Here is a 22,994-nt window from a genome sequence, read left to right as displayed (position 1 = left end):
TGACCCGCGTCATATTAACTAGAACGTGTTCACGTGTCAAAGACCACTGCGGCGCGGCATGACACGGCTACTTCTGCGGGCGGGAGCCCCCGCCGCACCGACCGAACCGGCGGCGCTCGCGTCGAGCGGAAAATCGGGATTCGAACTGGGAATTCAGTGGACCACGAGATCGGATCCGCCGCCCGTCCACGGGACCGAACTCGGTCGGGAACCGCGCCGGCCGCCCCTTCGCGAACCGCGTCGCGGGACGCAAAACTAGAACAGGTACTACACGATCTCCGAGCGGCCTCCGGCCGCGCGTTCACGCGCCCGGATCGCCGGACGACACGCGAGCCCGGGGTCGGGCCGACACTAGCCGGATCGGCCCCGGACGGCGCGATATTACCGAAGGACAACGTTGCATGTCACTTCGGGTACCGCCTAGTGGGACGTCAGAGGGCGAGCGCCTGCGCGGCCGAGAAGTTTCGGGCGGGGTCCCGGTCGCCGAAGTAGCAGCCGACCCGTTCGGCGAGGCTCTCCGGGGTCCACCGGACGTCCGCGTCGAAGCGCTGCTCGACGACGGGCGCGGCCATGAGCGCGACCATCGGGCCGTAGACGACGAAGACCTGGCCGTTGATCCGGTCCGCCGCGGGCGACGCCAGGTAGGCGACCAGTGCCGAGACGTGCTCGGGCGACAGTGGATCCACCTCCCCCTCGGGCGCGGCACCGAAGACGCCCTCCGTCATCGCGGTGCGGGCCCGCGGGCAGATGGCGTTGGCGCGCACCCCGTACCGGGACAGGCCCCGCGCGGCGGAGAGAGTGAGTGCCGTGATTCCCGCCTTGGCGGCACCGTAGTTGGCCTGCCCCTCGGGGCCGAGCAGGCCGGCCTCGGAGGACGTGTTGACGATCCGGCCGTAGACGGGACCGCCGGCCTTCTTGGACTCGCCACGCCAGTACGCCGCCGCGTTGCGGCACAGCAGGAAATGGCCGCGCAGGTGCACGGCGATCACCGCATCCCAGTCCTCGTCGGACATGTTGAACAGCATGCGGTCCCGCACGATTCCGGCGTTGTTGACGACGATGTCGAGGCCGCCGAAGCGTTCCTGTGCCGTCGCGAGCAGCGCGTCGGCCGTGGCACGTTCCGCGACGCTGCCGGCCACGAACGCCGCATCGGCGCCGAGGTCGCGGATCTCGGCGAGGGTGTCCTCGACGGCATCGGTCGCCGCGAGATCGTTGACGACCACCGCGGCGCCGGCCCGGGCCAGCGCGACGGCCTCCGCCCGGCCGAGCCCGGCACCGGCGCCGGTGACGACGGCGACCTTGCCGTCGAGACCCACGCCCCCCTCGTCCGTCGCACCGTTTCCTGCGGGGCCGAGACCGTTGCCGGTTGCACTCATGGACGCGCTCTCCCTAGCGATGTCGGGCGGCCCACCCGGGGCCGCCGCGCTCCTGGTCGCCGCGGATTCCGGCGACCCCCGGAAATGTAGAACGTGTTCTCGTTTCTGACAAGGGGCGCCGTCAGGCCTCGCTCAGCGCCGCACGCGGGCACTGGGCGATCGCCGTGCGCACGTCCTCCTCCCGCTCCGGCGCGATGGGGTACGTGACGATCAGCTCGTCGTTGTCGTTCAGATCGAACACCTCGGGCGCGATTCCCACGCACACGCCGTTCGCCTCGCAACGATCGAAGTCGACCTTGACCTCCATGAACAGACCTCGCTTCTCGCTTGCTCGACCGATCGGGCGCCGGACGCGCGGGCTGGCGCGACGGCTCGAAAACCAGGCTAGAACGCGTTTCAGTTCTGTGCAATGATTCGGGAACATCGCCGAGCCGGTCCCGGTCCTCGGCCGTCGACCAGCTGCCTACCCGACGAACGGAGCGGTTCGTGGACATCGCGTACACCCCGCAGCAAGAGGAACTCCGCGCGCAGTTGCGCGCCTACTTCGCCGACCTGATGACCCCCGAACGACGGGAGGCGCTCGCCGCGACCACGGGCGAGTACGGCGCCGGCAACGTGTACCGGGAGGTCGTCCAGCAGATGGGCAAGGACGGCTGGCTCACGCTCGGCTGGCCCGAGGAGTACGGCGGGCAGAACCGTTCGGCCATGGACCAGCTCATCTTCACCGACGAGGCCGCGATCGCCGGCGCGCCGGTCCCGTTCCTCACCGTCAACTCGGTGGCGCCCACGATCATGCACTTCGGCACGCCCGAGCAGAAGGAGTTCTTCCTGCCGAGGATCTCCGCCGGCGAGCTGCACTTCTCCATCGGCTACTCCGAGCCCGAGGCGGGCACGGATCTCGCGTCGCTGCGCACCACCGCCGTGCGCGACGGTGACGAGTGGGTGATCAACGGCCAGAAGATGTGGACGAGCCTGATCGCCTACGCCGACTACGTGTGGCTCGCGTGCCGCACCGATCCGAATGCCCGGAAGCACAAGGGCATCAGCGTCCTCATCGTGCCCACCACCGCCGAGGGGTTCTCGTACACGCCCGTGCACACCATGGCCGGCCCCGACACCAGCGCCACCTATTACCAGGACGTGCGCGTCCCGGCGTCCGCGCTCGTCGGCGCGGAGAACGGCGGCTGGGCGCTGATCACCAACCAGCTCAACCACGAACGCGTCGCGCTCACCTCCGCGGGCCCGATCCTCACCGCGCTGCAGGAAGTGCGCGCGTGGGCGCAGCACACCTGCCTGCCCGACGGCCGCCGCGTCCTCGATCAGGAATGGGTGCAGATCAACCTGGCCCGGGTCCACGCCAAGGCCGAGTACCTGAAGCTGATGAACTGGGAGATCGCTTCCAGCACTGCGCCGCTCGGACCCGCACCGGCGTCGGCGAACAAGGTGTTCGGCACCGAGTTCGCCACCGAGGCCTACCGCCTGCTGATGGAGATCCTCGGCCCGTCGGCCACGCTGCGACAGAACTCCCCGGGCGTGCTGCTGCGGGGCCGGCTCGAACGGATGCATCGCAGCTCCCTGATCCTCACCTTCGGCGGCGGCACCAACGAGGTCCAGCGCGACATCATCGCGATGACCGCCCTCGGACAGCCACCCGCCAAGCGCTGACACTCCACCGGAAGGGACAAACCGTGGACTTCACCCTCACCGAGGCGCAGCAGGACCTCGCCGGCCTCACCCGCCGCATCGTCACCGAGATCGTCACCAATGACCACCTGCGCCGGCTCGACGCCGCCGACGACCGCATCGACCACACCCTGTGGGACGCGCTCGCCTCCTCGGGCATCCTCGGCGCGGCACTGCCCGAGTCCGTCGGCGGCGACGGCTTCGGACCGCTCGAACAGACGAGCATCCTCACCGAACTCGGCCGCGGCGTCGCCGCCGTCCCCTACCTGTCCTCGATCGTCGTGTCCGCCGCCGCCGTCGCCGAGTTCGGCAGCGACGCGCAGCGTCGCGACTGGGGCGAACCCGCCGCCACCGGCGAGAAGATCCTCACCGCCGCCCTCGAGGAGGAACTGAACGACGACCCCACGTCGCCGACCACCACGGCACGTCGCGCCGACGGCGGATGGATCGTCGACGGCACCAAGATCCTCGTCGACGCCGCGCCCGCCGCGGACCTGTTCCTCGTGCCGGCCTCGACCCCCGACGGCGTCACCGTGCTCCTCGTCCTTCCCGGCGATCCCGGCGTGACCGTGACCCGCCAGTACGACACCGGCCTCGGCTGCCTCGGGACGCTCACCCTCGCCGCGGCCTCCGTGCCCGGGGACCGCGCGCTCGGCACCGACGGCCACGCGGTCACCGTGTGGCTGCGCGACCGCGGGCTGCTCGGCTCGGCCGCATACCAGTACGGGGTGCTCGACGGGGCGCTCGAACTCACCGCCGGGTACGCCCGCGAGCGGGTGCAGTTCGATCGGCCCATCGGCAGCTTCCAGGCGGTGGCCCAGCGGCTCGCCGACGCCTACATCGACGTCAAGGGCGCCCGGCTCACCCTGTGGCAGGCGGCCTTCCGCGCGGAGGCCGGGCTGCCCGACACCGGGGAGCTGCGCACGGCCGCGTTCTGGGCCGCCGACGCCGGGCACCGCGTCGCGCACACACTCGTACACGTCCACGGCGGAGTCGGCCTGGACGAGGACCACCCCGTGCACCGGTACTTCCTGGCCGCCAAACACCACGAGTTCCACCTCGGGTCGGCCACCGCGCAGCTGCGGCACCTCGGCGCGTCCCTCGCGGAGGCGCCGGCGTGAGCGTCCCGATCAGCGGAACCGGCACCCCACCCGCCGCGGCGATGCCCCAGGATGCCGGCATGACCGACGTCCCCACCGTGACCGCGCTCCTCGAACGGCTCGCCACCGTCGACGATCGTGGCCTGCAGTTCGAGAACATGTCGCTGTCGTGGCGCGAGCACGTGCAGGCCGGCCGGGACCGGGCCGCCCTGTTGCACGAACTGCTCGACCCACGCAGACCCCGGCACTTCGGGATCCTCATGGACAACGTGCCGGAGTTCTCGATGCTGCTCGGCGCCGCGGCGCTGTCCGGCTCGGTGGTGGTCGGGCTGAACACCACCCGTCGCGGGCAGGCCCTCGCCCGCGACATCGCGCTCGCGGACTGCCAGGTGGTGTTCACCGAGGCCGCGAACGCGCGGCTGCTGGACGGACTCGACCTCGGCGGCGTCCGGGTGATCGACGTCGACTCCGCCGAGTGGGCCGATCTGCTCGCTCCCCACACCGGTTCTACCGCCGCGCCGGCGCCCGTCGCCGCGACCGATCTGTTCATGCTGATCTTCACGTCCGGCACCAGCGGCGACCCGAAGGCCGTGTGCTGCACCCACGAGAAGATCACCGGCCCCGGAGTGATGCTCGCGGAACGGTTCGGTCTCGGCGCCGACGACGTCGTGTACGTGTCGATGCCGATGTTCCACTCCAACGCGATGATGGCCGGCTGGGCGGTGGCGCTGGCGGCCGGGGCCGGGATCGCCCTGCGGCGCAGGTTCTCCGCCTCCGGCTTCCTGCCGGACGTGCGCCGCTTCGGCGTCACCTACGCCAACTACGTGGGAAAGCCGTTGTCCTACATCGTCGCCACCCCGGAGGAGCCCGGCGAGGCGGACAATCCCCTGCGCATCATGTACGGCAACGAGGGCACGGCGCCCGCGATCGCCGAGTTCCGCCGGCGGTTCGGCGCGACGGTCGTCGACGGGTTCGGCTCCACCGAGGGCGGCATCTCGATCTCCGCGGCGCCCGATGCGCCGCCCGGGGCGCTGGGACGGCTGCCCGAGGGCGTGCGGATCCTCGAACCGGACACCGGATCGCCCTGTCCGGTCGCCGAGTTCGATGCCGACGGCCGCATCCTCAACGCCGACGTCGCGACCGGTGAGCTCGTCAACGTCGCCGGGGCCGGACTGTTCGCCGGCTACTACAAGAACCCGGAGGCCGACGCCGAGCGGGTGCGCGACGGCCGGTACCACAGCGGCGATCTCGGCTACGCCGACGCCGACGGGTTCGTCTACTTCGCCGGCCGCAGTTCCGGCTGGATGCGCGTCGACGGCGAGAACATCGCGGCCGCTCCGATCGAGCGGGCCCTGCTCCGCTACCCGGGCTTCGCGCAGGTCTCGGTCTACGCGGTCCCGGATCCGCAGGTCGGCGACCGGGTGATGGCCGCGGTCATCCCGACCGCGGATTCCGCGTTCGACCCCGTCGCACTCGCCGGGTTCCTCGACGCGCAGGGCGATCTCGGCCCCAAGCAGCTGCCGACGCTGATCCGGGTGTGCCGGGACTTCCCGCGCACCGCCACGTTCAAGATCCTCACCCGCACACTCAGCGCCGAGCGGTGGCACTGCGCCGACCCGGTATGGGTCCGCCGCCGCGGCGAGCGCGAGTTCACGCCGCTGACCGACGACCTGGCGGCCGAGTTGCAGCCGCAGGTCACCGGATCGGGCCGATAGGCGATCCGGCACGAGGACTTGAACCTGACGTTGCGTCAGGTCGTAGCGTCCGCCCCATGACGACGAACGAACCCCGATCCCTCACGGTGGACGACATCATCGACGTCGCGGCGGCCCTGCCCGGGGTGGTGGCGACGACGGCCGGGGAGGACAACGGCGCGCCCCGGCAGGCGTGGGGCGACACCTTCCTGTTCTTCGATCCGGACGGCACCACCCCCGCCGACCGCAGGTTCCCGTTCGCCACGGTCGTCGTCCACGACTACGACGGCTTCGACACCGCGTCCCACCTCTACCGGACGGGGGTGTTCCGGCTCAACGTCGCGGTCGGCCGCGACGAGTTCCGCGACCTGCTGGGTTACCCGCCGGCCGGGCACGCGCGGCACGGCGCCGCCGTGGACTACACCGCCCTCGATCTCCTGCTTCCCCATCCCGTGTACGCGCCGCAGGGGTGGGTGTCGATCCTGAACCCGGGCGTGCGCACCGCCGCACAGGTCCCCGGCCTGCTCGCCGTCGCCCACGCCCGGGCGGCGCGACGACACCGGCCGTGACGGCGCATCATCGACGTGTGGACGGCGAGTACACGGTCGGGGACGTCGCGCGGATGGCTGGCGTCTCGGTGCGCACGCTCCACCACTACGACCGGATCGGCCTGCTCGTGCCCCATGGACGCAGCGCCGGCAACCACCGCCTCTACTCGGCCGCCGACGTCGAGCGGCTGCGACGCATCCTGTTCTATCGCGCGCTCGACTTCGGCCTCGATGCCATTGCCGACATGCTCGCCGATCCGGGCGCGACCGTCGACGATCACCTCCGCCGCCAGCGGCGGCTTCTCGAACAGCGCCGGGACCACCTCATCGGTCTGCTCGCGGCGCTCGATCGCGAGCTCGAGGCGCGGCGCACGGGTGTATCGCTCACCCCTGAGGAGCAACTGGAGATCTTCGGAACCGACCGGTTCGCCGAACGATTCGCGGCCACCGAGCCGGACTGGCCGAATCACGACCAGTGGGAGCGGGCGGCGCACCGCGCCGCGGGGCACACCAGGGAGGACTGGGAGACGATCAAGGCCGAGGCCGCCGCCGACATCCGAGCGTTCGTCGAGGCGATCGCGGCGGGCGAGCCGGCGGACGGACCGGTAGCGATGGATGCCGCCGAGCAGCACCGCCGCCACCTCGAACGCTGGTTCGGCCCGTGCAGTCCGCAGCAGCACTGCGAGATCGCGGCCCTGTATGTCTCCGGCGACGCCGCCACCTCCGAGTGGGAGGAGCTGGCGCCCGGGCTGCCGCGGTTCGTCCACGCCGCGATCGTCGCGAACGCGCGGCGTGTCCGTGGGTCGTGACAGGGAGGTTCTCGTTCCGAGGGGGAGCATCCTGGTCGACGCACCCGCACGATGCCGCGACATACTCCCGCTCACCGCCCCAACCTCCCGCTCGGCTGACGCAGGAGGGCGGGCAGGCTCACCCAGCCGCGGGTGAACGACGACTGCAGACGCACCCCCGATGCCGGATCGACCGACACGTGGGGATACCGGGCCAGCAACTCCTCGAGCGCAACCCGGGACTGCAGCTTCGCCAGGTGCGAGCCGATGCAGAAGTGGGGACCGCTGGAGAATCCGAGGTGCCGCGGAATCGGCCGGGTGACGTCGAACTGCTCCGCGGTGTCGCCGAATTCGCGTTCGTCGCGATTGGCGGCGCCGTAGAGCATCATCACCTTCTCCCCGGCCGGAATCGTCACCCCGTGCAACTCGACGTCACGGGTGGTGGTGCGCGCGAGTCCCTGCACCGATCCCTCCAGCCGCAGCGTCTCCGTCAACGCGCCCGGGATCCGGGAAGGCTCGTCGACGAGCAGGTCGCGCTGGCGGTGATCGGTGTCGAGCAGCATCACGGCGTGCGAGATCAGGTTTCCGGTGGTGTCGTTGCCGCCGGCCACCATGACGAAGCAGAACCCGAGGATCTCCCAGTCGGTGAGCAATTCGCCGTCGGACTCGACGGTGGTCAGGGCGCTGATCAGGTCGTCGCCGGGTTCGCGGCGGCGCTCGCCGATCAGCCGCGAGAAGTACTCGAACATCTCGGCGACGGCGTCGGGTGCGCTCATGGCGGCCACGTCGAATCCGCTGTCCTGCAACGTCGTCAGCGCGGCGACCCACGGATCGAACCGGGCCCGGTCGGCCGCCGGCACGCCGAGCATCTCCGCCAGGACGAACGTCGGGACGGTCGAGGAGAATTCGCGGTGCAGATCGACCTCGCGCCGCCCGGCGAACGAATCGAGCCGGCCGCGGACGAACCCGCGCACGGCGTCCTCGAGCGCCGCGACGCGCCGGGGCGTGAACCCCTTCGCGATCAGGCTGCGCAGCTGCCCGTGCCGCGGGGGGTCGAGCATGACGATCGTCGGGGCGAGACCCAGTGTGCCGATCTCGTCGGGAACGAACGTCAATCCCCCAGCGGACGAGTAGGTCTCGGTGTCGCGCACCGCGTTCCACACGTCCTCGAAACGGGACAGCACCCGGAACGGCGGAATGCCGTTCCGGGTGCTGACGTGGCGGTGCACCGGGTCCTCGTCCCGCAGCATCCGGTAGGCCGGGTAGGGGTCGGCCAGGAACTGCGGATCGAAGGGATCGTAGACGGTCACCACCGGTCCGTCACCGTGCTGCGTTCAACCGGTCCACGGCCCGCTCGTACCCCTCGACGAGCTCGGCCATGATCTCCGCGACCGGCCGGATCTCGTTCATCCGGCCGACGATCTGCCCGACGGGCATCGCGACGACCTCGGGATCGTCCGCGGCGGCGATCCGCTGGTGGGCTTCGCTCACGAGCAGGTTCTGCAACGGCATCGGCAGCGGCGACGGGGCATCGGGCTTCGACCATGCCTCGGTCCACTTCGTCTTGAGCAGGCGGGCGGGCTTGCCGGAGTAGATCCGCGAGCGGACGGTGTCCGACGATGTCGCGCCCAGCAGGGCCCGCTGGACCGACGACGGGCCGTCGGCGGCAGCGCCGAGCTTGTATTCGGAGGTGGTGAGCCAGTAGGAACCCATCCACACCCCGGACGCGCCGAGCGCGAGCGCGGCCGCGACCTGCCGCCCGGAGCCGATACCGCCGGCGGCAAGCACCGCCGCCGAATCGCCGAGGGCGTCCACGATTTCGGGCCAGAGCACCATCGAGGCCACCTCGCCGGTGTGCCCGCCCGCCTCGTACCCCTGGGCGATGACGATGTCGACGCCGTTCTCGACGTGCCGCCGGGCATGCTCGACCGCCCCGGCGAGCGCCGCGACGGGCACCCCCTTCTCGTGGGCGAGGTCGATCACGTCCTTCGGCGGGGAGCCGAGCGCGTTGGCGATGAGCGCGGGCCGGTGCTCGAGGGCGACGTCCACATGTGCGCGGGCGACCGAGTGCAGCCAGCCGAGGACGCCGGCCGCGTGTTCGGCGGACTCGTCGAGCGGCGGCACGCCGAGCTCGGCGAGGGTGCGCTCGACGAAGGCACGGTGCTCGGCGGGGATGAGCTTGTCGAGGTCGACGGCGGTGCCCTCGGTGGGAACCTTTGCGGGCATCACGACGTCGACCCCGTAGGGCTTGCCGTCGGTGTTCTCGTCCATCCAGGTGAGCACGGCGTCGAGCTCGTCCGGGTCGTTGAACCGGACACAGCCGAGGACGCCGAGACCACCGGCCCGGCTGATCGCGGCGGCGACGTGCTCGGACGGGGTGAACCCGAAGATCGGGTACTGGATGCCGAATTTCCTGCTGAGATCGGTGTGCATCCCGGTCCCTTCTAGCTCGCCGCGGCGGAGCCGTTGGTGTGGTGGTCGTCCGCTGGGCGCTGCTCGGTCTGTTCCTTGGCCCAGCGGTAGTCGGGCTTGCCGGCCGGCGAACGCTTGATGGCGTCGACGTACCAGACACTGCGCGGAATCTTGTAGCTGGCGATCTGCGTGCGGGCCACCTCGACGAGGTCGGCCAGCGCCGGGCGGGTACCGGCGCGGGGCGCGATCACGGCGGACACCCGCTGCCCCCAGCGCTCGTCGGGCACGCCGACGACGAGGACGTCGAACACGTCCGGGTGGGCCTTGAGGGCGCCCTCGACCTCCTCGGGGAACACCTTCTCGCCACCGGTGTTGATGCAGACGGACCCGCGGCCGAGCATGGTGACGGTGCCGTCGGCCTCGACCCGCGCATGGTCGCCCGGGATCGAGTAGCGGACGCCGTGGTACTCGCGGAAGGTCGCCTTGGTCTTGACCTCGTCCTTGTAGTAGCCGATGGGGATGTGGCCCTTGCGGGCGAGCACGCCCACCTGCCCGGAGCCGGCCTCGACCGGATTTCCGTCGTCGTCGATCACGGCCGTGGAGGCGTCGATCTTGACGGTGGGGCCACCCGAGTGGGCCTGGCCCTTGGCGACGATGCCGAGTCCGCCGAAGCCGGTCTCGGACGAGCCGATCGAGTCGGTGATCACCGTGTTGGGCATCAGGTCCAGGAAGCGTTCCTTCAGCGCCGGGGAGAACAGCGCGGCGCTCGACGCCATCGCGAACAGGGACGAAAGATCGTACTTCTCACCGGTTCCCGGACGTCCGCTCTCGAGCGCGTCGAGCATCGGGCGGCCCATCGCGTCGCCGGTGATGAAGATGACGTTGACCTTGTGCTCCTCGATGACGCGCCACACCTCGTGGCCGTCGAACTCGGGATGCATGATCACCTTGCCGCCGCTGAACAGCGACTGCAGCACCGCCCACTGGGCACCGCCGTGGATGAGCGGGGGGATCGGGAAACGGACCAGCGGCGGGCTCGCGGCACCGGTCTTTGCGAGTTCCCATTCGTCGGCGACGTATTCGCCCGTCATGAAGTTGATGCCGCCGCCGAGTACGCGCCACACGTCCTCCTGCCGCCACATCACGCCCTTGGGGCTGCCGGTGGTGCCGCCGGTGTAGAGGATGTAGAGGTCGTCGGCGCTGCGTTCGCCGAAGTCGCGCTCGGGTGAGCCCTGAGCCAGCGCGGACTCGTAGTCGACGCCCCCGTAGCTCGCGTAGTCGAGATCGGTGCCGTCGTCGACCACGACGACGGTGCGGATCTGCGGGCAGTGCGGCAGCACGGCGGCGACCTTGTCGGAGTAACGGCGCTCGTGGACGAGCGCGACCATGTCCGAGTTGTCGAAGATGTACTGCAACTCGTTCTCGACGTACCGGTAGTTGACGTTCACCATCACGGCACGAATCTTGAACACCGCGACCATCGCCTCGATCGCTTCGATGGTGTTGCGGGAGTAGATACCCACCTTGTCACCGGGCTTCACGCCCCGTTCCTGCAGATAGTGGGCGAGCCGGTTGGCGCGCTCCTCCACCTGCGCGTAGGTGACCTCACGTCCGTCCGACGCGAGCGCGACGCGGTCGGGAACGAGGTCGATTGCGTGCTCTACGAGGTCTGCGATGTTAAGGGCCACGTCACAAAAGTAGAACGTGTTACCGTTTCTGACAAGACCCGGATGAGATCCAGTTCACAACCCCTCAGGAGTCCTCAGTGTCCACCACCGCATCGGAAGTTTCCGGCATTTCGGCAGACGCCCCGCACTGCCTCGTCGAGCAGCGCGGCTCGGTCCTGATCGTGACCATGAACCGGCCCGAGGCGCGCAACGCCCTGTCCGGCGAGATGATGGCGATCATGGCCGAGGCCTGGGACCGCGTCGACAACGATCCGGAGATCCGAGTGGCCATCCTGACCGGCGCCGGCGGCGCGTTCTGCGCGGGCGCCGACCTCAAGGCGATGAACCGGTCGGCCCCGGGCGACAAGTTCGAGCAGGGCGAGCGAAGCGACGGGAAGGGCAAAGGCGGTGGCTGGGATCTGTCGAGGCTGCCCGCACTGCTGAAGGGCCGTCGCCTCACCAAGCCGCTGATCGCCGCGGTCGAGGGCCCGGCCATCGCCGGCGGCACCGAGATCCTCCAGGGCACCGACATCCGCGTCGCCGGGGAGAGCGCGAAGTTCGGTGTCTCCGAGGCCAAGTGGGGCCTGTTCCCCCTCGGCGGCTCGGCGGTGCGGCTCGTCCGCCAGATCCCCTACACGATCGCCGCCGACATCCTGCTCACCGGCCGCCACATCAAGGCCGCCGAGGCCAAGGAGATCGGCCTGATCGGCCACGTCGTCCCCGACGGCCAGGCTCTCGACAAGGCCCTCGAGATCGCCGGGACCATCGCCGCCAACGGCCCCCTCGCCGTCCAGGCCATCCTGAAGACCATCCGCGACACCGAGGGCATGCACGAGGAGGAAGCCTTCGAGATCGACGCGAAACTCGGCGCCGAGGTCTTCAAGAGCGCCGACGCCAAGGAAGGCCCCCGCGCGTTCACCGAGAAGCGCACCCCGAAGTTCACCGGCGCCTGACGGGCCGGAGGCCCGGGCCGAGCGAATGTATCGCTCACCTCCGTAGTCCGACGGTATGGTCCATTCGCTCAGCCCGGGGTCACCGTCCGTAGTCGCACGTCGGGCCGCGGCCGAGAGGCCGCGAGCTCGTAGTGCCGGCGCAGGTCGTCGACGACACGCCTCGGTGACCGCTCCACCGCACTCGGGATCGTCGGCAGCACGATGATGCCCGCGTTCTGCATGCGGGTCCGGCGCTCGATCGTGTCCTTGTACGCCTTGGGCGACAGGTGCCACGCGAGGGAGTCGATGTCCCAGGCCATCGCGACGTCGTCGATCCAGCCGTCAGGTCGTGCGATGAACCCGCCCCGGGAGTCGAGAACATCGCGGTTGAACACCATCTCGGGCAGACCGCTGCGTTCCCACAGCTCCCGGGCCTTCGCCTCCGCCACCGAGTGGACGTTGGCATCCACCTCCCGGAGCACCCGCCGCGGCAGAGCCGAACCCCGCCCGCTCCCCTCCGCCAGTTCCTCCTGCAGCGCTGCCACCGACACCGCTCCACGCTGGACGGCCGAGGCGATCAACGACCGCGTCGCATCGAGAGTGGTGCACCGGCGCGCGGCGTCGAGCAGGGCACGTTCGATGGGAGCACACCGGATGCCATTACGTATCAAAGGGTCCGGAATTCGGGTTGTCCGCTCGACGAGGACGAATCCGGCCGACTGCACGCGACGATTCGCCGGGAGCAGCACGTGGACGTCGTATTGTTCTCCCGCCAGTCCATGTTCTCCGAGCGCCGATCGTCCGGTGAGTACGGCGTCGTCGCCGACGTACTTCATGGCCGCGATCGTGCGTTGCCGAGCCGACGCCGGTCCGTTTCCGAGCATCACGATGCCCGGCAGCAGCCGTTGCCAGGGACCACCCGGACGGCACCGCTCGTGAATTGCCGACCCCGACACTCCGACACGACGAAGCACGGCGTCGCGAACCACACCGCTGTCGCCCAGCCGGCCCAGTGCCTCCGGATCCCCCGCCCACTCACCCCTTCTCATGGACCTACAGTGCGCCGCTCGATCGGATTCGTGCGGCCGCGGATCGTGCATTCGTCGAATCTGTGGAGCAACTCGCCGACTGTGGACAACCTCCCCACCGAGCGAATGTGGCATCCCGTCGATCTGAGGAGGTGAACGATACATTCGCTCGGGGGAAGCGGGCGCCTACCGCAGCACGACGTCCGCCAGGGAGCGCACGTGCTCGGCGTCGCGGCAGCTGACGAGCAGCATCGTCACGCCGGCGTCGGACCAGCGCTTCACGCCGGCGCGCACCTCGTCGCGGTCGCCGATGATCATCGTCTCGGTGACCATCTCGTCGGGAATCGCGGCGGCGGCCTCGTCCTTGCGGCCCGCGCGGAACAGGGCGGTCACCTCGTCGACCACGTCACCGTAGCCCATGCGCCGGTACACCTGGGCATGGAAGTTGAGTTCGGGGGTGCCCATGCCTCCGACGTACAGGGCGGTGACGGGCTTGAGGCCGGCGATGGTCCCCGTCCGGTCGTCGGTGACGACGACCTGGCAGGTCGCGGCGATCTCGAAGTCGTCGCGGGTGCGCCGGGCGCCGGGCCGGCCAAAGCCCTCGTCGAGCCACTCGTCGTACATCGGGGCCAGGCGCGGGGAGTAGTAGATGGCGAGCCAGCCGTCGGCGATCTCGGCGGTCAGCGCGACGTTCTTGGGCCCCTCGGCGCCGATCCAGATGGGGATGTCGGCACGCAGCGGGTGCGTGATCGGCTTGAGCGGCTTGCCGAGCCCGGTGGCGCCGGGTCCGTCGTACGGCAGCGGGTAGTGCGGGCCCGGGTTGGTCACCGGCTCCCGGCGGGCCAGCACCTTGCGCACGATCGAGACGTACTCGCGGGTGCGGGCGAGCGGCTTGGCGAACGGTTCGCCGTACCACCCCTCGACGACCTGCGGCCCGGACACGCCGAGCCCCAGGATGTGCCGCCCGCCGCTGAGGTGGTCGAGGGTGATCGCGTGCATGGCACAACTGGTGGGGGTGCGGCCGGAGATCTGCACGACGGACGTGCCGAGCCGCACCCGCCGCGTGCCCGAGCCCCACCACGCGAGCGGCGTGAACGCGTCCGAACCCCACGACTCCGCGGCGAAGACCGCATCGAAACCCTCCGCCTCGGCGGCGGCGACGAGCTCGCCGGCGTTCGCGGGCGGCTGCGCCCCCCAGTAGCCGAGTTGCAGACCCAGTTTCATTGCACACCATTCCTTTCGGGGCGGACCGGGGACACCGCTGCTCGGACGGTACCCTTGCCACCGTCTCTAGAACCTGTTCTACTCGAAGTTGTGAGCCTGGGAAAGAGCGCGATCGCGGAGAAGCCGCTGAGCGCACCACTGAACCTGAAGTTCGACTACACCCGATCCACGGGGCCGACCGTCGGCGCGTTCGTCACGGGCCTGCGCGACGGGCGCATCCTCGGCGCCCGCGGCTCGGACGGGCGCGTCCTCGTGCCGCCCCCGGAGTTCGACGCGGTCACCCACGAACCCCTCACCGACTTCGTCGAGGTGGGGCAGTCCGGCACGGTGCGCAGCTGGACGTGGAACCCCGAGCCGCTGCCGGGCCAGCCGTTCGACCGGCCGTTCGCGTGGGCGCTGATCCAGATGGACGGGGCCGACACGACGCTGCTGCACGCGGTCGACGTCCCCGGTCCCGAGGACATGAGCACCGGGATGCGGGTACGCGTGCGGTGGGCCGACGACCGCGCCGGTCACATTCGTGACATCGCAGCTTTCGAACCGGGCGAGGCCGAGACCGTCACGGTCCGGACGGACGCCTCCGGCGAGCCGGTGACGATGATGATCACGCCGCTGGATCTGCACTACACGCACAGCGCGTCCTACGAGGAGTCCTACTACCTGCGCGCGCTGGCCGAGGGCAAGCTGATCGGCGGCCGCACCGGACCGGGCGGCAAGGTCTACATCCCGCCGCGCGGCGCGAACCCCACCGACGGCATCCCCACCCGGGAGCAGGTCGAGGTGTCCGACAAGGGCATCGTCACCACGTTCTGCATCGTCAACGTGCCGTTCCTCGGCCAGCAGATCACGCCGCCGTACGTCGCGGCCTACGTGCTGCTCGACGGTGCGGACATCCCGTTCCTGCACCTGATCCTCGAGTGCGACGCCGCCGACGTCCGGATGGGCATGCGGGTGGAGGCGAAGTGGCGCCCGCGCGAGGAGTGGGACTACACGCTGCGCAACATCGAGTACTTCCGGCCGACCGGCGAACCGGACGCCGACTACGAGACCTTCAAACACCACCTGTAAGGGAGCCGCGCCCACCATGACAGACATCGCAGTCGTCGGCTTCGCGCAGGCACCCCACGTGCGCGAGACCACCGGCACCACCAACGGCGTCGAAATGCTCGTCCCCTGCTTCCGGGAGCTGTACTCGAAGCTGGGAATCACCAAGTCGGACATCGGTTTCTGGTGCTCCGGTTCGTCCGATTACCTCGCGGGCCGGGCGTTCTCGTTCATCTCGGCCGTGGACGCGATCGGCGCGGTGCCGCCGATCAACGAATCCCACGTCGAGATGGACGCCGCCTGGGCGCTGTACGAGGCGTGGGTCAAGCTGATCACCGGGGAGGTCGACACCGCCCTGGTGTACGGCTTCGGCAAGTCGTCGGCCGGCACCCTGCGTCAGGTCCTCGGCCTGCAGCTCGACCCGTACCTCGTCGCCCCGCTCGGCCTCGATTCCGTGTCCCTCGCCGGGCTGCAGGCCCGGTTCGGGCTCGACGCCGGCAAGTGGACGGCGGAGGACATGGCACAGGTCGCGGTGCGCGCGCGGGCCGCCGCCAAGGACAACCCGAACGCCCAGATCAGCGGCGACTTCGACGTCGAGGAGCTGCTGGCCCGGCCCTACGTCGCCGATCCGCTGCGGGGGCACGACTGCGCGCCGGTCACCGACGGCGCCGCCGCGATCGTGCTCGCCGCCGGCGACCGGGCCCGTGAACTGTGCGAGAACCCCGCCTGGATCACGGGCATCGAGCATCGCATCGACTCGCCGAACCTCGGCGGCCGCGACCTGACGACCGCGCCGTCCGCGTCGGCCGCCGCGCGGGCCGTCACCGGCGGTGACACCGCGTTCGACGTCGCCGAACTGCACGCGCCGTTCACCCATCAGGAGCTGATCCTGCGCGAGGCCCTCGGCCTCTCCGACGCGACGGCGGTCAACCCGACCGGCGGCCCGCTCACGGGTAACCCCATGTTCTCCGGCGGCCTCGAGCGCATCGGCTGCGCCGCGCAGGCGATCATGGCCGGGCGGGCCGGGCGGGCCCTCGCACACGCGACGAGCGGTCCTGTGCTGCAACAGAATCTGGTAGCCGTTCTGGAGGGACGTAACTGACATGGCCAAGCAACTCGCGGCTGTCCTCGGCACGGGGCAGACCCACTACGTCGCCAAACGGCACGACGTGTCCATGTCCGGCCTCGTGCGCGAGGCGATCGACCGCGCCCTGGCCGACTCGGACGTCGGCTGGGACGACATCGACGCGGTCGTGATCGGCAAGGCCCCCGACCTGTTCGAGGGCGTGATGATGCCCGAACTGACCATGGTCGACGCGATCGGCGCCACCGGCAAGCCGATGCTGCGGGTCCACACCGCCGGTTCGGTCGGCGGGTCCACCGCCAACGTCGCCGCCAGCCTCGTGCAGGCCGGCGTGCACCGGCGGGTGCTGGCCGTGGCGTGGGAGAAGCAGTCCGAGTCGAACGCGATGTGGGCGCTGTCCACCCCGGTGCCGTTCACCATGCCGGTCGGCGCCGGCGCCGGCGGCTACTTCGCCCCGCACGTGCGCTCCTACATCCGCCGATCGGGCGCACCCGAGCACATCGGCGCGATGGTCGCCGTGAAGGACCGGCTCAACGGCGCGAAGAACCCGTACGCGCACCTCAAGCAGCCGAACATCACGCTCGAGTCGGTGCAGGCGTCGCAGATGCTGTGGGATCCGATCCGCTACGACGAGACGTGCCCGTCGTCGGACGGCGCGTGCGCCGTCGTGATCGGCGACGAGGACTCGGCCGCGGCGGTCGAGGCGCAGGGCCGGAGGGTCGCGTGGATCCACGCCACCGCGATGCGGACCGAGCCGACCACGTATGCGGGACGCGACCAGGTCAACCCCGAGGCAGGCCGGATGGCCGCGGCGGCGCTGTGGCAGGCCGCGGGTATCACCGACCCGCTCACCGAGATCGACTGCGCCGAGATCTACGTCCCGTTCTCGTGGTTCGAGCCGATGTGGCTCGAGAACCTCGGCTTCACCCCGGAGGGCTCCGGTTGGAAGCTCACCGAGGCCGGGGAGACGGCCATCGGCGGTCAGCTGCCGGTCAACATGTCCGGCGGTGTGCTGTCCTCCAACCCGATCGGCGCCTCCGGCATGATCCGGTTCGCCGAGGCCGCGATGCAGGTGATGCAGCGCGCCGGGGAGCATCAGGTCGACGGCGCACGCAAGGCACTCGGGCACGCGTACGGCGGCGGCTCGCAGTACTTCTCGATGTGGGTCGTCGGCTCGGACCGACCGGAACGATAGGCACGGACCGTGGTGGACTTCACCGTCGGCGTCGCGATGACGCCCCTCGACCAGCTCACCGGCCTCGCCCGCACCGCCGAGGAGTGCGGGTTCCGGTCGATCGCGCTGCCCGACTCCCTGTTCTACATGGAGAAGCAGACCGTCGACTACCCGTACACCCCCGACGGGTCGCGGATGTGGACCGAGGACACGCCCTGGGCGGACCCACTGATCGCCGCGGCCGCGATGGGGGCGGTCACGTCGACACTCCGGTTCTACACCCAGGTCCTCAAGCTCGGCTCGCGCAACCCGGTGCTGCTGGCGCGCCAGGTCGGCTCGGTGGCCAACCTCACCGGTAACCGCTTCGGCTTCGGAGTGGGAATCGGCTGGGCCCCCGAGGAGTTCGAGTGGTGCGGGGTGCCGTACGCGCGGCGCGGCAAGCGGGTGGACGAGATGATCGACGTCATCAAGCTCATCCTCGGCGGCGGCATGGTCGAGCACCACGGCGAATTCTTCGACTTCGACCGGCTTCAGATGAGCCCCGCCCCCACCGAACCCGTGCCGTTCTACATCGGCGGCCACACCGACGTGGCGCTGCGCCGGGCGGCGCGCGTGGGCGACGGCTGGACCTCGGCGATGATCCGGTTCGACGACCTCGTGCAGGTGATCGCCCGGCTGCGGGAACTGCGCGCCGAACACGGCCGCGCCGACGATCCGTTCGAGATCCAGGCGGTGTGCGTGGACCGGTTCGGCCGTGCCGGGTACGCCGAGCTCGAGGATGCCGGCGTCACCGACATCATCGTGGTGCCGTGGATCTTCGACGGGCACGGCTTCGACAGTCCCCTCGAGGCGAAGCAGGAGTCCCTGCACCGTTTCGCCGACAGGTACATCCACGGAAAGGCATCGGCATGAGCGAGGAACACCCGGCTCGGGTCGCCGCGCGGGCGTCGCAGGCGGCGGCAAGCGGCAAACGCAAGGACGAGTGGGTCGCGTTGTTCGCCGAGAACGGTGTCGTCGAGGACCCGGTCGGTCCGTCCGGATTCGATCCGGAGGGCAAGGGCCATCACGGCCGCGAGGCGATCTCGCGGTTCTACGACATGACCATCGCGAACACCGACAAGCTCGAGTTCCTCGTCGACGACGTGCTGGTGTGCGGCGACGAGTGCGTCAACATCGGCACCATCCGCACGACCCTCGGCGGCAACGTGATCGACGCCGAGGGGGTGTTCGTCTACCGCGTCGACGACGCGGGCCGGATCGCGTCGCTGCGCGCCTTCTGGGAGGTCGAGCGGGCCATGGCGACGGTTCGTCCCGCAACCGAGGAAGCACGCGGCTAGAGTCCGGCCATGACCGTCGCCGGGATCGTCCTCGCGGCAGGGGGCGGCACGCGGCTGGGCGGGCGCGCGAAAGCGCTGCTCCCCCACGGCGGCCGCCCCCTGTTGCACACCGTGGTGGCCGCGCTCGCCGACGGCGGCTGCGACGAGGTCACGGTGGTCGCCGGCGCCTACGCCGACGACGTCGTCGCCGCGTGTCCGCCCGGCGTCCGCTCCGTCGTCAATCCGCGCTGGGCCGAGGGGATGTCGACGTCGCTGCGGTGCGGGGTGGACGCCACGACCGGCCACGACGTGATCGCGCTGACGGTCGTCGACTTCCCCGGCATCACCGCCGACCTCGTCCGCGCCGTACTCCTCGCGCACCGCCCGGGCACGATCACCCTGCCGGTGTTCGGGGACCGCCCCGGGCATCCCGTGGTGTTCGACCGCCGCGACGCCGAGGCGGCGGCCGGCGAGGCCGTCGGCGACGAGGGAGCCCGGCGATTCCTCACCCGCAACCGCGACCGGGTGCGACGGCTGGACTGCACGCGCCTCGCCGATCCCGGGGACATCGACGTCCCCGACGATCTGACGCTGCTGGACGGGCCGGGAATCACGCCCGCCGATACCTGATCGCCGAACCCAGCCCGATCGTCACGGCGCAGGAGAGGACCAGCATCGCGCAGACGGCCCCGAGCGCGGCCACTGTCGGCGTCGCCGTCCCGGGCAGCACCAGGGACGCGAGCAGGAGCGAGGCGAGCGAGGTGCCCACCGCCGACGCCGCGGTGCGCAGCACCGTCTGGCTGCCGGCCATCTCGCTGGTGTTGTGCTCCGGGACGGACTCGACGAGCAGGTTCGGCAGCGCCGTGTACGCGAACGCCGTCGCCACCGACACGGCCACGACCAGCAGCGTCATTCCGATCACCGATGCGCGGAAGAAGAAGAACCCGGCACACGCGACGAGGAACATCACGCTGCCTAGCAGCAACGACGTCCGCGCCCCTACGGCGGCGGCGATCCTGCCCGCGACCGGGGTGAATGCCATGCCGATCATCGCGCCGACGAACGACAGCGTTCCGGCGTAGGTCGGCGAGAGTCCCAGGCCGAACGGCGCGGTGGCCGGGCTCTGCATGATGATCGGGATGATCATCGTCCCGACGCCGATCGGTCCGACGCCGAGTGCGACCCCGGCGAGCATCGTCAGGGCGACGTTGCGCTCGGCGAGCAGGCGCAGGTTCACGATCGGAGACGTCCGGCCCAGTTCCCACCACACCCAGCAGGCGAACACCGCGGCGCCGAGGACGATCGGACCCAGCACGCGGGCGTCGCTCCAGCCCCAGGAGCGGCTCTGGGTCAGACCGAACAGGACGGACGCCACCGACACCGCCAGGCCGACCGCGCCGACGACGTCGATCGGTTGCCGCCGAGCGGTGCGGCGCCGCCACGGCAGCACGGCCTCGACCAGGAAGAGACAGACGAGCGCGTAGCCGGCGGCGACGACGAAGATGTACCGCCAGTCGCCCAGGTCGATGAGGACGCCGGCGACCAGCAGGGAGGCCGCGCCGGCCGCGACGGCCGACCCGGAGATCAGCGCGACCGCCATGGGGACGCGCTCGGCCGGCAGGTGTTCGCGGGCCAGGCCGATGCACAGCGGCAGGATCGCTCCGGCCACACCCTGGATCGCCCGGCCGGCGATGATGGCCTCGAGGGTCCCGAACGCCATGCTGACGACGGAGCCGGTGGCAGCGCAGGCCAGCACGAACATCAGCACCCGTTCGCGGCCGTACATGTCGCCGAGCCGGCCGCACACCGCCGCCGAGGCCGCCGCCACCAGCAGGAACGCCGTCACGGTCCATCCGACCGCGGAGGCGTCCGCCTCGAAGACGCGGGCGAACGTCGGCAGCGCCGCGTACATCATCGACGTCTCGAATGCGCTGATGACTTCGACGGCGATGAGAATGGCCACCACCGCCCACACGGGTCGGGTCCGCTCGTAGCGGCGTTCGGCGCGGGTCGAGGGTGCCCGTTCGGGTGCCAACGATGTACTCATGAAAACTCCTACGGTTCGTCGATGTGAACCGTACGGACGAAGTGCTCCGAGTGTGACGCAGGACCCACTGAGCGGGACCGGACGAGTCGCGGCGTTCCTATGCTCCGGCCATGTGCCGGACCGCCAGGTGGGCGAACAACGCGCTGGTGCCGATCGGGTTGCCACCGCCGGGGTAGACGGTGCCGCTCGGGGCGGCCATCGTGTTGCCCGCCGCGTACAGCCCGGCGATGGGCGTCCCGGCGCCGTCGAGCACGCGGCCGACCGTGTCGGTGCGCAGTCCGCCCTTGGTGCCGAGGTCCGAGATGCCGAACTGCGCGGCGTGGAACGGGCCCTTCTCGATCGGGATCAGCGCCGAACCGCCGCCGGTGAACGCCACGTCGTAGGGCTCGTCCCCGCGGCCGAAGTCCTCGTCGACGCCGGTGGCGGCGAGGCGGTTGAACCGCGCGACGGTCGCCTCGAGCGCCTCGGCCGGCACCCCGATCTGCCCGGCTAGTTCGGCGAGCGTGTCGGCGGTCTTCCACAGTCCCGCCGCCTCGTACTTCTCGGTCTCCACGAGCGGCACGTTTGTCGCCGCGATCGGCGGCACGACGCCGCCCCGGTCGTCGTAGATCATCCAGAACGGCAGCGTCATCTCACCCTTGTCCATCCGGGCGATGATGTCGCGGCCGAGCCGGTCGTAGGGCGCGTACTCGTTGGTGAAGCGGTTGCCGTCCTGGTCGACGAAGATGCCGCCGGTGAAGCACAGCGCGAAGGCCGAGCGCCCGTCGGGGTGGGTCAGCCCCGGCGACCACCACGCCTCGCTCATCAGGTCGACGTCGGCACCGATCGCGATGGCCGCCTGGTGGGCCTTGCCGAGGTTGGACCACGGACCCATCGAATCGCGGGCCGCGCCGGGAACGCCGTACTGCGCGCGCATCTCGTCGTTGTGGTCGAATCCGCCGGCGGCGAGCACGACGCCCTTGCGGGCCCGCACCGCCCGCCGCTGGTCGCCGTGGGAGACGATCGCGCCGACCACGGCGCCGTCCTCGACGACGAGTTCCTCGAGCGCGGTGTTCCGATGCAACTGCACGTTCGGGTACTTGCGCATGGCGAGCAGGAACCGGCCGATGAGGGCACGTCCGCCGATCAGCTTGTCCAGCAACGGATCCCCGTTGCGCTCGCGACCCAGCGGCCCGCGGACGGACTCGTTGAGTTCCGGGTCGTCGACGACGGACCGCGGGGTCGGCGCGATGTGACGGCCCTTCGCGCTGGCCTTGGGAGCCTTGCCGAAGTAGTCCGGCCACGGGTAGGCGGTGAACTCGATGTCCTCGTCGGCCTCGAGATAGTCGATCAGGGGAGCGCCGCCGCGCACATAGGCGTCCTGCAGGTCGCGGGGGGTGCGGTCGCCGACGACCGCGTGATAGTAGGTCAGGGCGTCGTCGATGGTGTCGTCGTCACCGGCACGTCGCAGCACCGCATTGGTGGGGAACCAGACCCCGCCGCCGCCGGAATATGCGGTGGTGCCGCCGAAGTACTCGGAGGCCTCGACCAGGACGACGGACAGTCCCTCGCGGGCAGCGGTGTAGGCGCCACAGCAGCCGCCGGCGCCCGATCCGACGACGAGGACGTCGCATTCTTCCGCCCATTCCACCATGTTCGATGCCTTTCGCCGATTCCGTTCCAGGAGCACGTGACACTATTTCCGCAACCGCGGCGCGCGGGAGGAGACGTCTCACTGGGTGGAACAACAGGCACGGCCCCTGCTGCGCGGGTTCTCTCGGGGCTCGGCGCCGAGTCCCGCTGTTCGGCCCGCGCAGACCGGACCCGGCACGGCGGCGGTCGCGCAAACAGGTCCCGGCCAGTAGGACCGAAAGCCGGGGGCGCCTCGGCGGCCGAAT

Annotated in this window: 21 protein-coding genes; 12 read left to right on the top strand and 9 right to left on the bottom strand. The window is 70.5% G+C overall.

The annotated features are described in order from the left end of the window. Window positions 1-431: 431 nt before the first annotated feature. Both HFP48_RS04325 and HFP48_RS04320 read right to left on the bottom strand, forming a co-directional pair. Entirely contained in the window at window positions 432-1,376 is a 945-nt protein-coding gene (locus tag HFP48_RS04325; RefSeq protein ID WP_168579073.1) for a 3-oxoacyl-ACP reductase, read from the bottom strand. Window positions 1,377-1,497: 121 nt separating this feature from the next. Further along, entirely contained in the window at window positions 1,498-1,683 is a 186-nt protein-coding gene (locus HFP48_RS04320) for a ferredoxin (RefSeq protein ID WP_050034583.1), read from the bottom strand. A gap of 179 nt (window positions 1,684-1,862) precedes the next feature. Between HFP48_RS04320 and HFP48_RS04315 the strand changes: the two genes are divergently transcribed. The 5 genes from HFP48_RS04315 to HFP48_RS04295 are packed head-to-tail and all read left to right on the top strand — an operon-like array spanning window position 1,863 to window position 7,210. After that, entirely contained in the window at window positions 1,863-3,041 is a 1,179-nt protein-coding gene (locus tag HFP48_RS04315; RefSeq protein ID WP_050034582.1) for an acyl-CoA dehydrogenase family protein, read from the top strand. Window positions 3,042-3,064: 23 nt separating this feature from the next. Next, entirely contained in the window at window positions 3,065-4,180 is a 1,116-nt protein-coding gene (locus tag HFP48_RS04310) for an acyl-CoA dehydrogenase family protein (protein WP_168579072.1), read from the top strand. Between the two features lie 59 nt (window positions 4,181-4,239). Further along, a complete protein-coding gene (locus HFP48_RS04305) occupies window positions 4,240-5,874 on the top strand; it encodes a long-chain-fatty-acid--CoA ligase (protein ID WP_029541037.1) in 1,635 nt (544 codons plus the stop codon). A 56-nt stretch (window positions 5,875-5,930) separates the two neighbouring features. Beyond that, window positions 5,931-6,422 (top strand): DUF6194 family protein, encoded by a 492-nt coding sequence (locus HFP48_RS04300; protein ID WP_006937846.1) that lies wholly within the window; start codon window positions 5,931-5,933, stop codon window positions 6,420-6,422. 17 nt (window positions 6,423-6,439) lie between these two features. Beyond that, window positions 6,440-7,210 (top strand): MerR family transcriptional regulator, encoded by a 771-nt coding sequence (locus HFP48_RS04295; RefSeq protein WP_168579071.1) that lies wholly within the window; start codon window positions 6,440-6,442, stop codon window positions 7,208-7,210. A gap of 71 nt (window positions 7,211-7,281) precedes the next feature. Here HFP48_RS04295 and HFP48_RS04290 read toward each other — a convergent pair whose 3' ends face one another. The 3 genes from HFP48_RS04290 to HFP48_RS04280 are packed head-to-tail and all read right to left on the bottom strand — an operon-like array spanning window position 7,282 to window position 11,289. Then, window positions 7,282-8,499: a cytochrome P450 gene (locus HFP48_RS04290; protein WP_246872515.1), complete on the bottom strand. Its 1,218-nt coding sequence runs from the start codon at window positions 8,497-8,499 to the stop codon at window positions 7,282-7,284. A gap of 10 nt (window positions 8,500-8,509) precedes the next feature. Further along, complete coding sequence (locus HFP48_RS04285) at window positions 8,510-9,622, bottom strand: nitronate monooxygenase family protein (RefSeq protein WP_043797477.1); 1,113 nt, start codon at window positions 9,620-9,622, stop codon at window positions 8,510-8,512. A gap of 11 nt (window positions 9,623-9,633) precedes the next feature. Further along, window positions 9,634-11,289, bottom strand: a complete 1,656-nt coding sequence (locus HFP48_RS04280) for an acyl-CoA synthetase (RefSeq protein ID WP_043797480.1) — start codon at window positions 11,287-11,289, stop codon at window positions 9,634-9,636. 77 nt (window positions 11,290-11,366) lie between these two features. Between HFP48_RS04280 and HFP48_RS04275 the strand changes: the two genes are divergently transcribed. Beyond that, window positions 11,367-12,221 carry a crotonase/enoyl-CoA hydratase family protein gene (locus HFP48_RS04275; RefSeq protein WP_006937836.1) on the top strand — a complete coding sequence of 285 codons (855 nt, stop codon included), beginning with the start codon at window positions 11,367-11,369 and terminating at the stop codon, window positions 12,219-12,221. 68 nt (window positions 12,222-12,289) lie between these two features. On the opposite strand, the gene HFP48_RS04270 is transcribed toward HFP48_RS04275, so the two are convergent. Beyond that, entirely contained in the window at window positions 12,290-13,249 is a 960-nt protein-coding gene (locus HFP48_RS04270) for a hypothetical protein (RefSeq protein ID WP_168579069.1), read from the bottom strand. A 165-nt stretch (window positions 13,250-13,414) separates the two neighbouring features. Then, window positions 13,415-14,452: an LLM class F420-dependent oxidoreductase gene (locus HFP48_RS04265; protein WP_065923041.1), complete on the bottom strand. Its 1,038-nt coding sequence runs from the start codon at window positions 14,450-14,452 to the stop codon at window positions 13,415-13,417. A 90-nt stretch (window positions 14,453-14,542) separates the two neighbouring features. Between HFP48_RS04265 and HFP48_RS04260 the strand changes: the two genes are divergently transcribed. Genes HFP48_RS04260 through HFP48_RS04235 form a run of 6 tightly spaced genes read left to right on the top strand, consistent with a single transcriptional unit; the run spans window position 14,543 to window position 19,700 of the window. Beyond that, on the top strand, window positions 14,543-15,520 hold the full coding sequence (locus tag HFP48_RS04260; protein WP_029541022.1) for an OB-fold nucleic acid binding domain-containing protein: 978 nt from the start codon (window positions 14,543-14,545) through the stop codon (window positions 15,518-15,520). 16 nt (window positions 15,521-15,536) lie between these two features. Beyond that, window positions 15,537-16,598, top strand: a complete 1,062-nt coding sequence (locus HFP48_RS04255) for a thiolase domain-containing protein (RefSeq protein WP_006937826.1) — start codon at window positions 15,537-15,539, stop codon at window positions 16,596-16,598. 1 nt (window position 16,599) lies between these two features. Beyond that, entirely contained in the window at window positions 16,600-17,775 is a 1,176-nt protein-coding gene (locus HFP48_RS04250; RefSeq protein WP_006937825.1) for a thiolase domain-containing protein, read from the top strand. Window positions 17,776-17,787: 12 nt separating this feature from the next. After that, window positions 17,788-18,666, top strand: coding sequence for a TIGR03619 family F420-dependent LLM class oxidoreductase (locus HFP48_RS04245; RefSeq protein WP_050036270.1), 879 nt, complete (start codon window positions 17,788-17,790; stop codon window positions 18,664-18,666). Beyond that, complete coding sequence (locus HFP48_RS04240; protein ID WP_168579068.1) at window positions 18,663-19,091, top strand: nuclear transport factor 2 family protein; 429 nt, start codon at window positions 18,663-18,665, stop codon at window positions 19,089-19,091. Before HFP48_RS04245 ends, HFP48_RS04240 begins: the two co-directional genes overlap by 4 nt. Window positions 19,092-19,100: 9 nt before the next feature. Then, the gene (locus HFP48_RS04235) at window positions 19,101-19,700 is read left to right on the top strand and encodes a nucleotidyltransferase family protein (protein ID WP_168579067.1); all 600 of its coding nucleotides are present in this window, start codon (window positions 19,101-19,103) and stop codon (window positions 19,698-19,700) included. Here HFP48_RS04235 and HFP48_RS04230 read toward each other — a convergent pair. Further along, a complete protein-coding gene (locus tag HFP48_RS04230) occupies window positions 19,681-21,117 on the bottom strand; it encodes an MFS transporter (protein WP_246872514.1) in 1,437 nt (478 codons plus the stop codon). The two genes, HFP48_RS04235 and HFP48_RS04230, sit on opposite strands and share 20 nt — an antisense overlap. Window positions 21,118-21,214: 97 nt before the next feature. After that, on the bottom strand, window positions 21,215-22,786 hold the full coding sequence (locus HFP48_RS04225; protein WP_168579066.1) for an FAD-binding protein: 1,572 nt from the start codon (window positions 22,784-22,786) through the stop codon (window positions 21,215-21,217). Window positions 22,787-22,994: the final 208 nt, after the last annotated feature.

The organism is Rhodococcus sp. DMU1 (genome assembly GCF_012272955.1).
Lineage (GTDB): Bacteria > Actinomycetota > Actinomycetes > Mycobacteriales > Mycobacteriaceae > Rhodococcus > Rhodococcus aetherivorans.
The sequence above is the reverse complement of the archived record's forward strand: the minus strand, read 5'-3'. Positions and strand labels throughout refer to the sequence as shown.

Excerpts from the sequence above, each read along its gene's own strand:
- HFP48_RS04320 (WP_050034583.1), bottom strand. The coding sequence starts at position 1,683 with ATGGAGGTCAAGGTCGACTTCGATCGTTGCGAGGCGAACGGCGTGTGC.
- HFP48_RS04285 (WP_043797477.1), bottom strand. The coding sequence starts at position 9,622 with ATGCACACCGATCTCAGCAGGAAATTCGGCATCCAGTACCCGATCTTC.
- HFP48_RS04250 (WP_006937825.1), top strand. The coding sequence starts at position 16,600 with ATGGCCAAGCAACTCGCGGCTGTCCTCGGCACGGGGCAGACCCACTAC.
- HFP48_RS04270 (WP_168579069.1), bottom strand. The coding sequence starts at position 13,249 with ATGAGAAGGGGTGAGTGGGCGGGGGATCCGGAGGCACTGGGCCGGCTG.
- HFP48_RS04235 (WP_168579067.1), top strand. The coding sequence starts at position 19,101 with ATGACCGTCGCCGGGATCGTCCTCGCGGCAGGGGGCGGCACGCGGCTG.
- HFP48_RS04240 (WP_168579068.1), top strand. The coding sequence starts at position 18,663 with ATGAGCGAGGAACACCCGGCTCGGGTCGCCGCGCGGGCGTCGCAGGCG.
- HFP48_RS04325 (WP_168579073.1), bottom strand. The coding sequence starts at position 1,376 with ATGAGTGCAACCGGCAACGGTCTCGGCCCCGCAGGAAACGGTGCGACG.
- HFP48_RS04305 (WP_029541037.1), top strand. The coding sequence starts at position 4,240 with ATGACCGACGTCCCCACCGTGACCGCGCTCCTCGAACGGCTCGCCACC.
- HFP48_RS04255 (WP_006937826.1), top strand. The coding sequence starts at position 15,537 with ATGACAGACATCGCAGTCGTCGGCTTCGCGCAGGCACCCCACGTGCGC.
- HFP48_RS04265 (WP_065923041.1), bottom strand. The coding sequence starts at position 14,452 with ATGAAACTGGGTCTGCAACTCGGCTACTGGGGGGCGCAGCCGCCCGCG.
- HFP48_RS04230 (WP_246872514.1), bottom strand. The coding sequence starts at position 21,117 with ATGAGTACATCGTTGGCACCCGAACGGGCACCCTCGACCCGCGCCGAA.
- HFP48_RS04300 (WP_006937846.1), top strand. The coding sequence starts at position 5,931 with ATGACGACGAACGAACCCCGATCCCTCACGGTGGACGACATCATCGAC.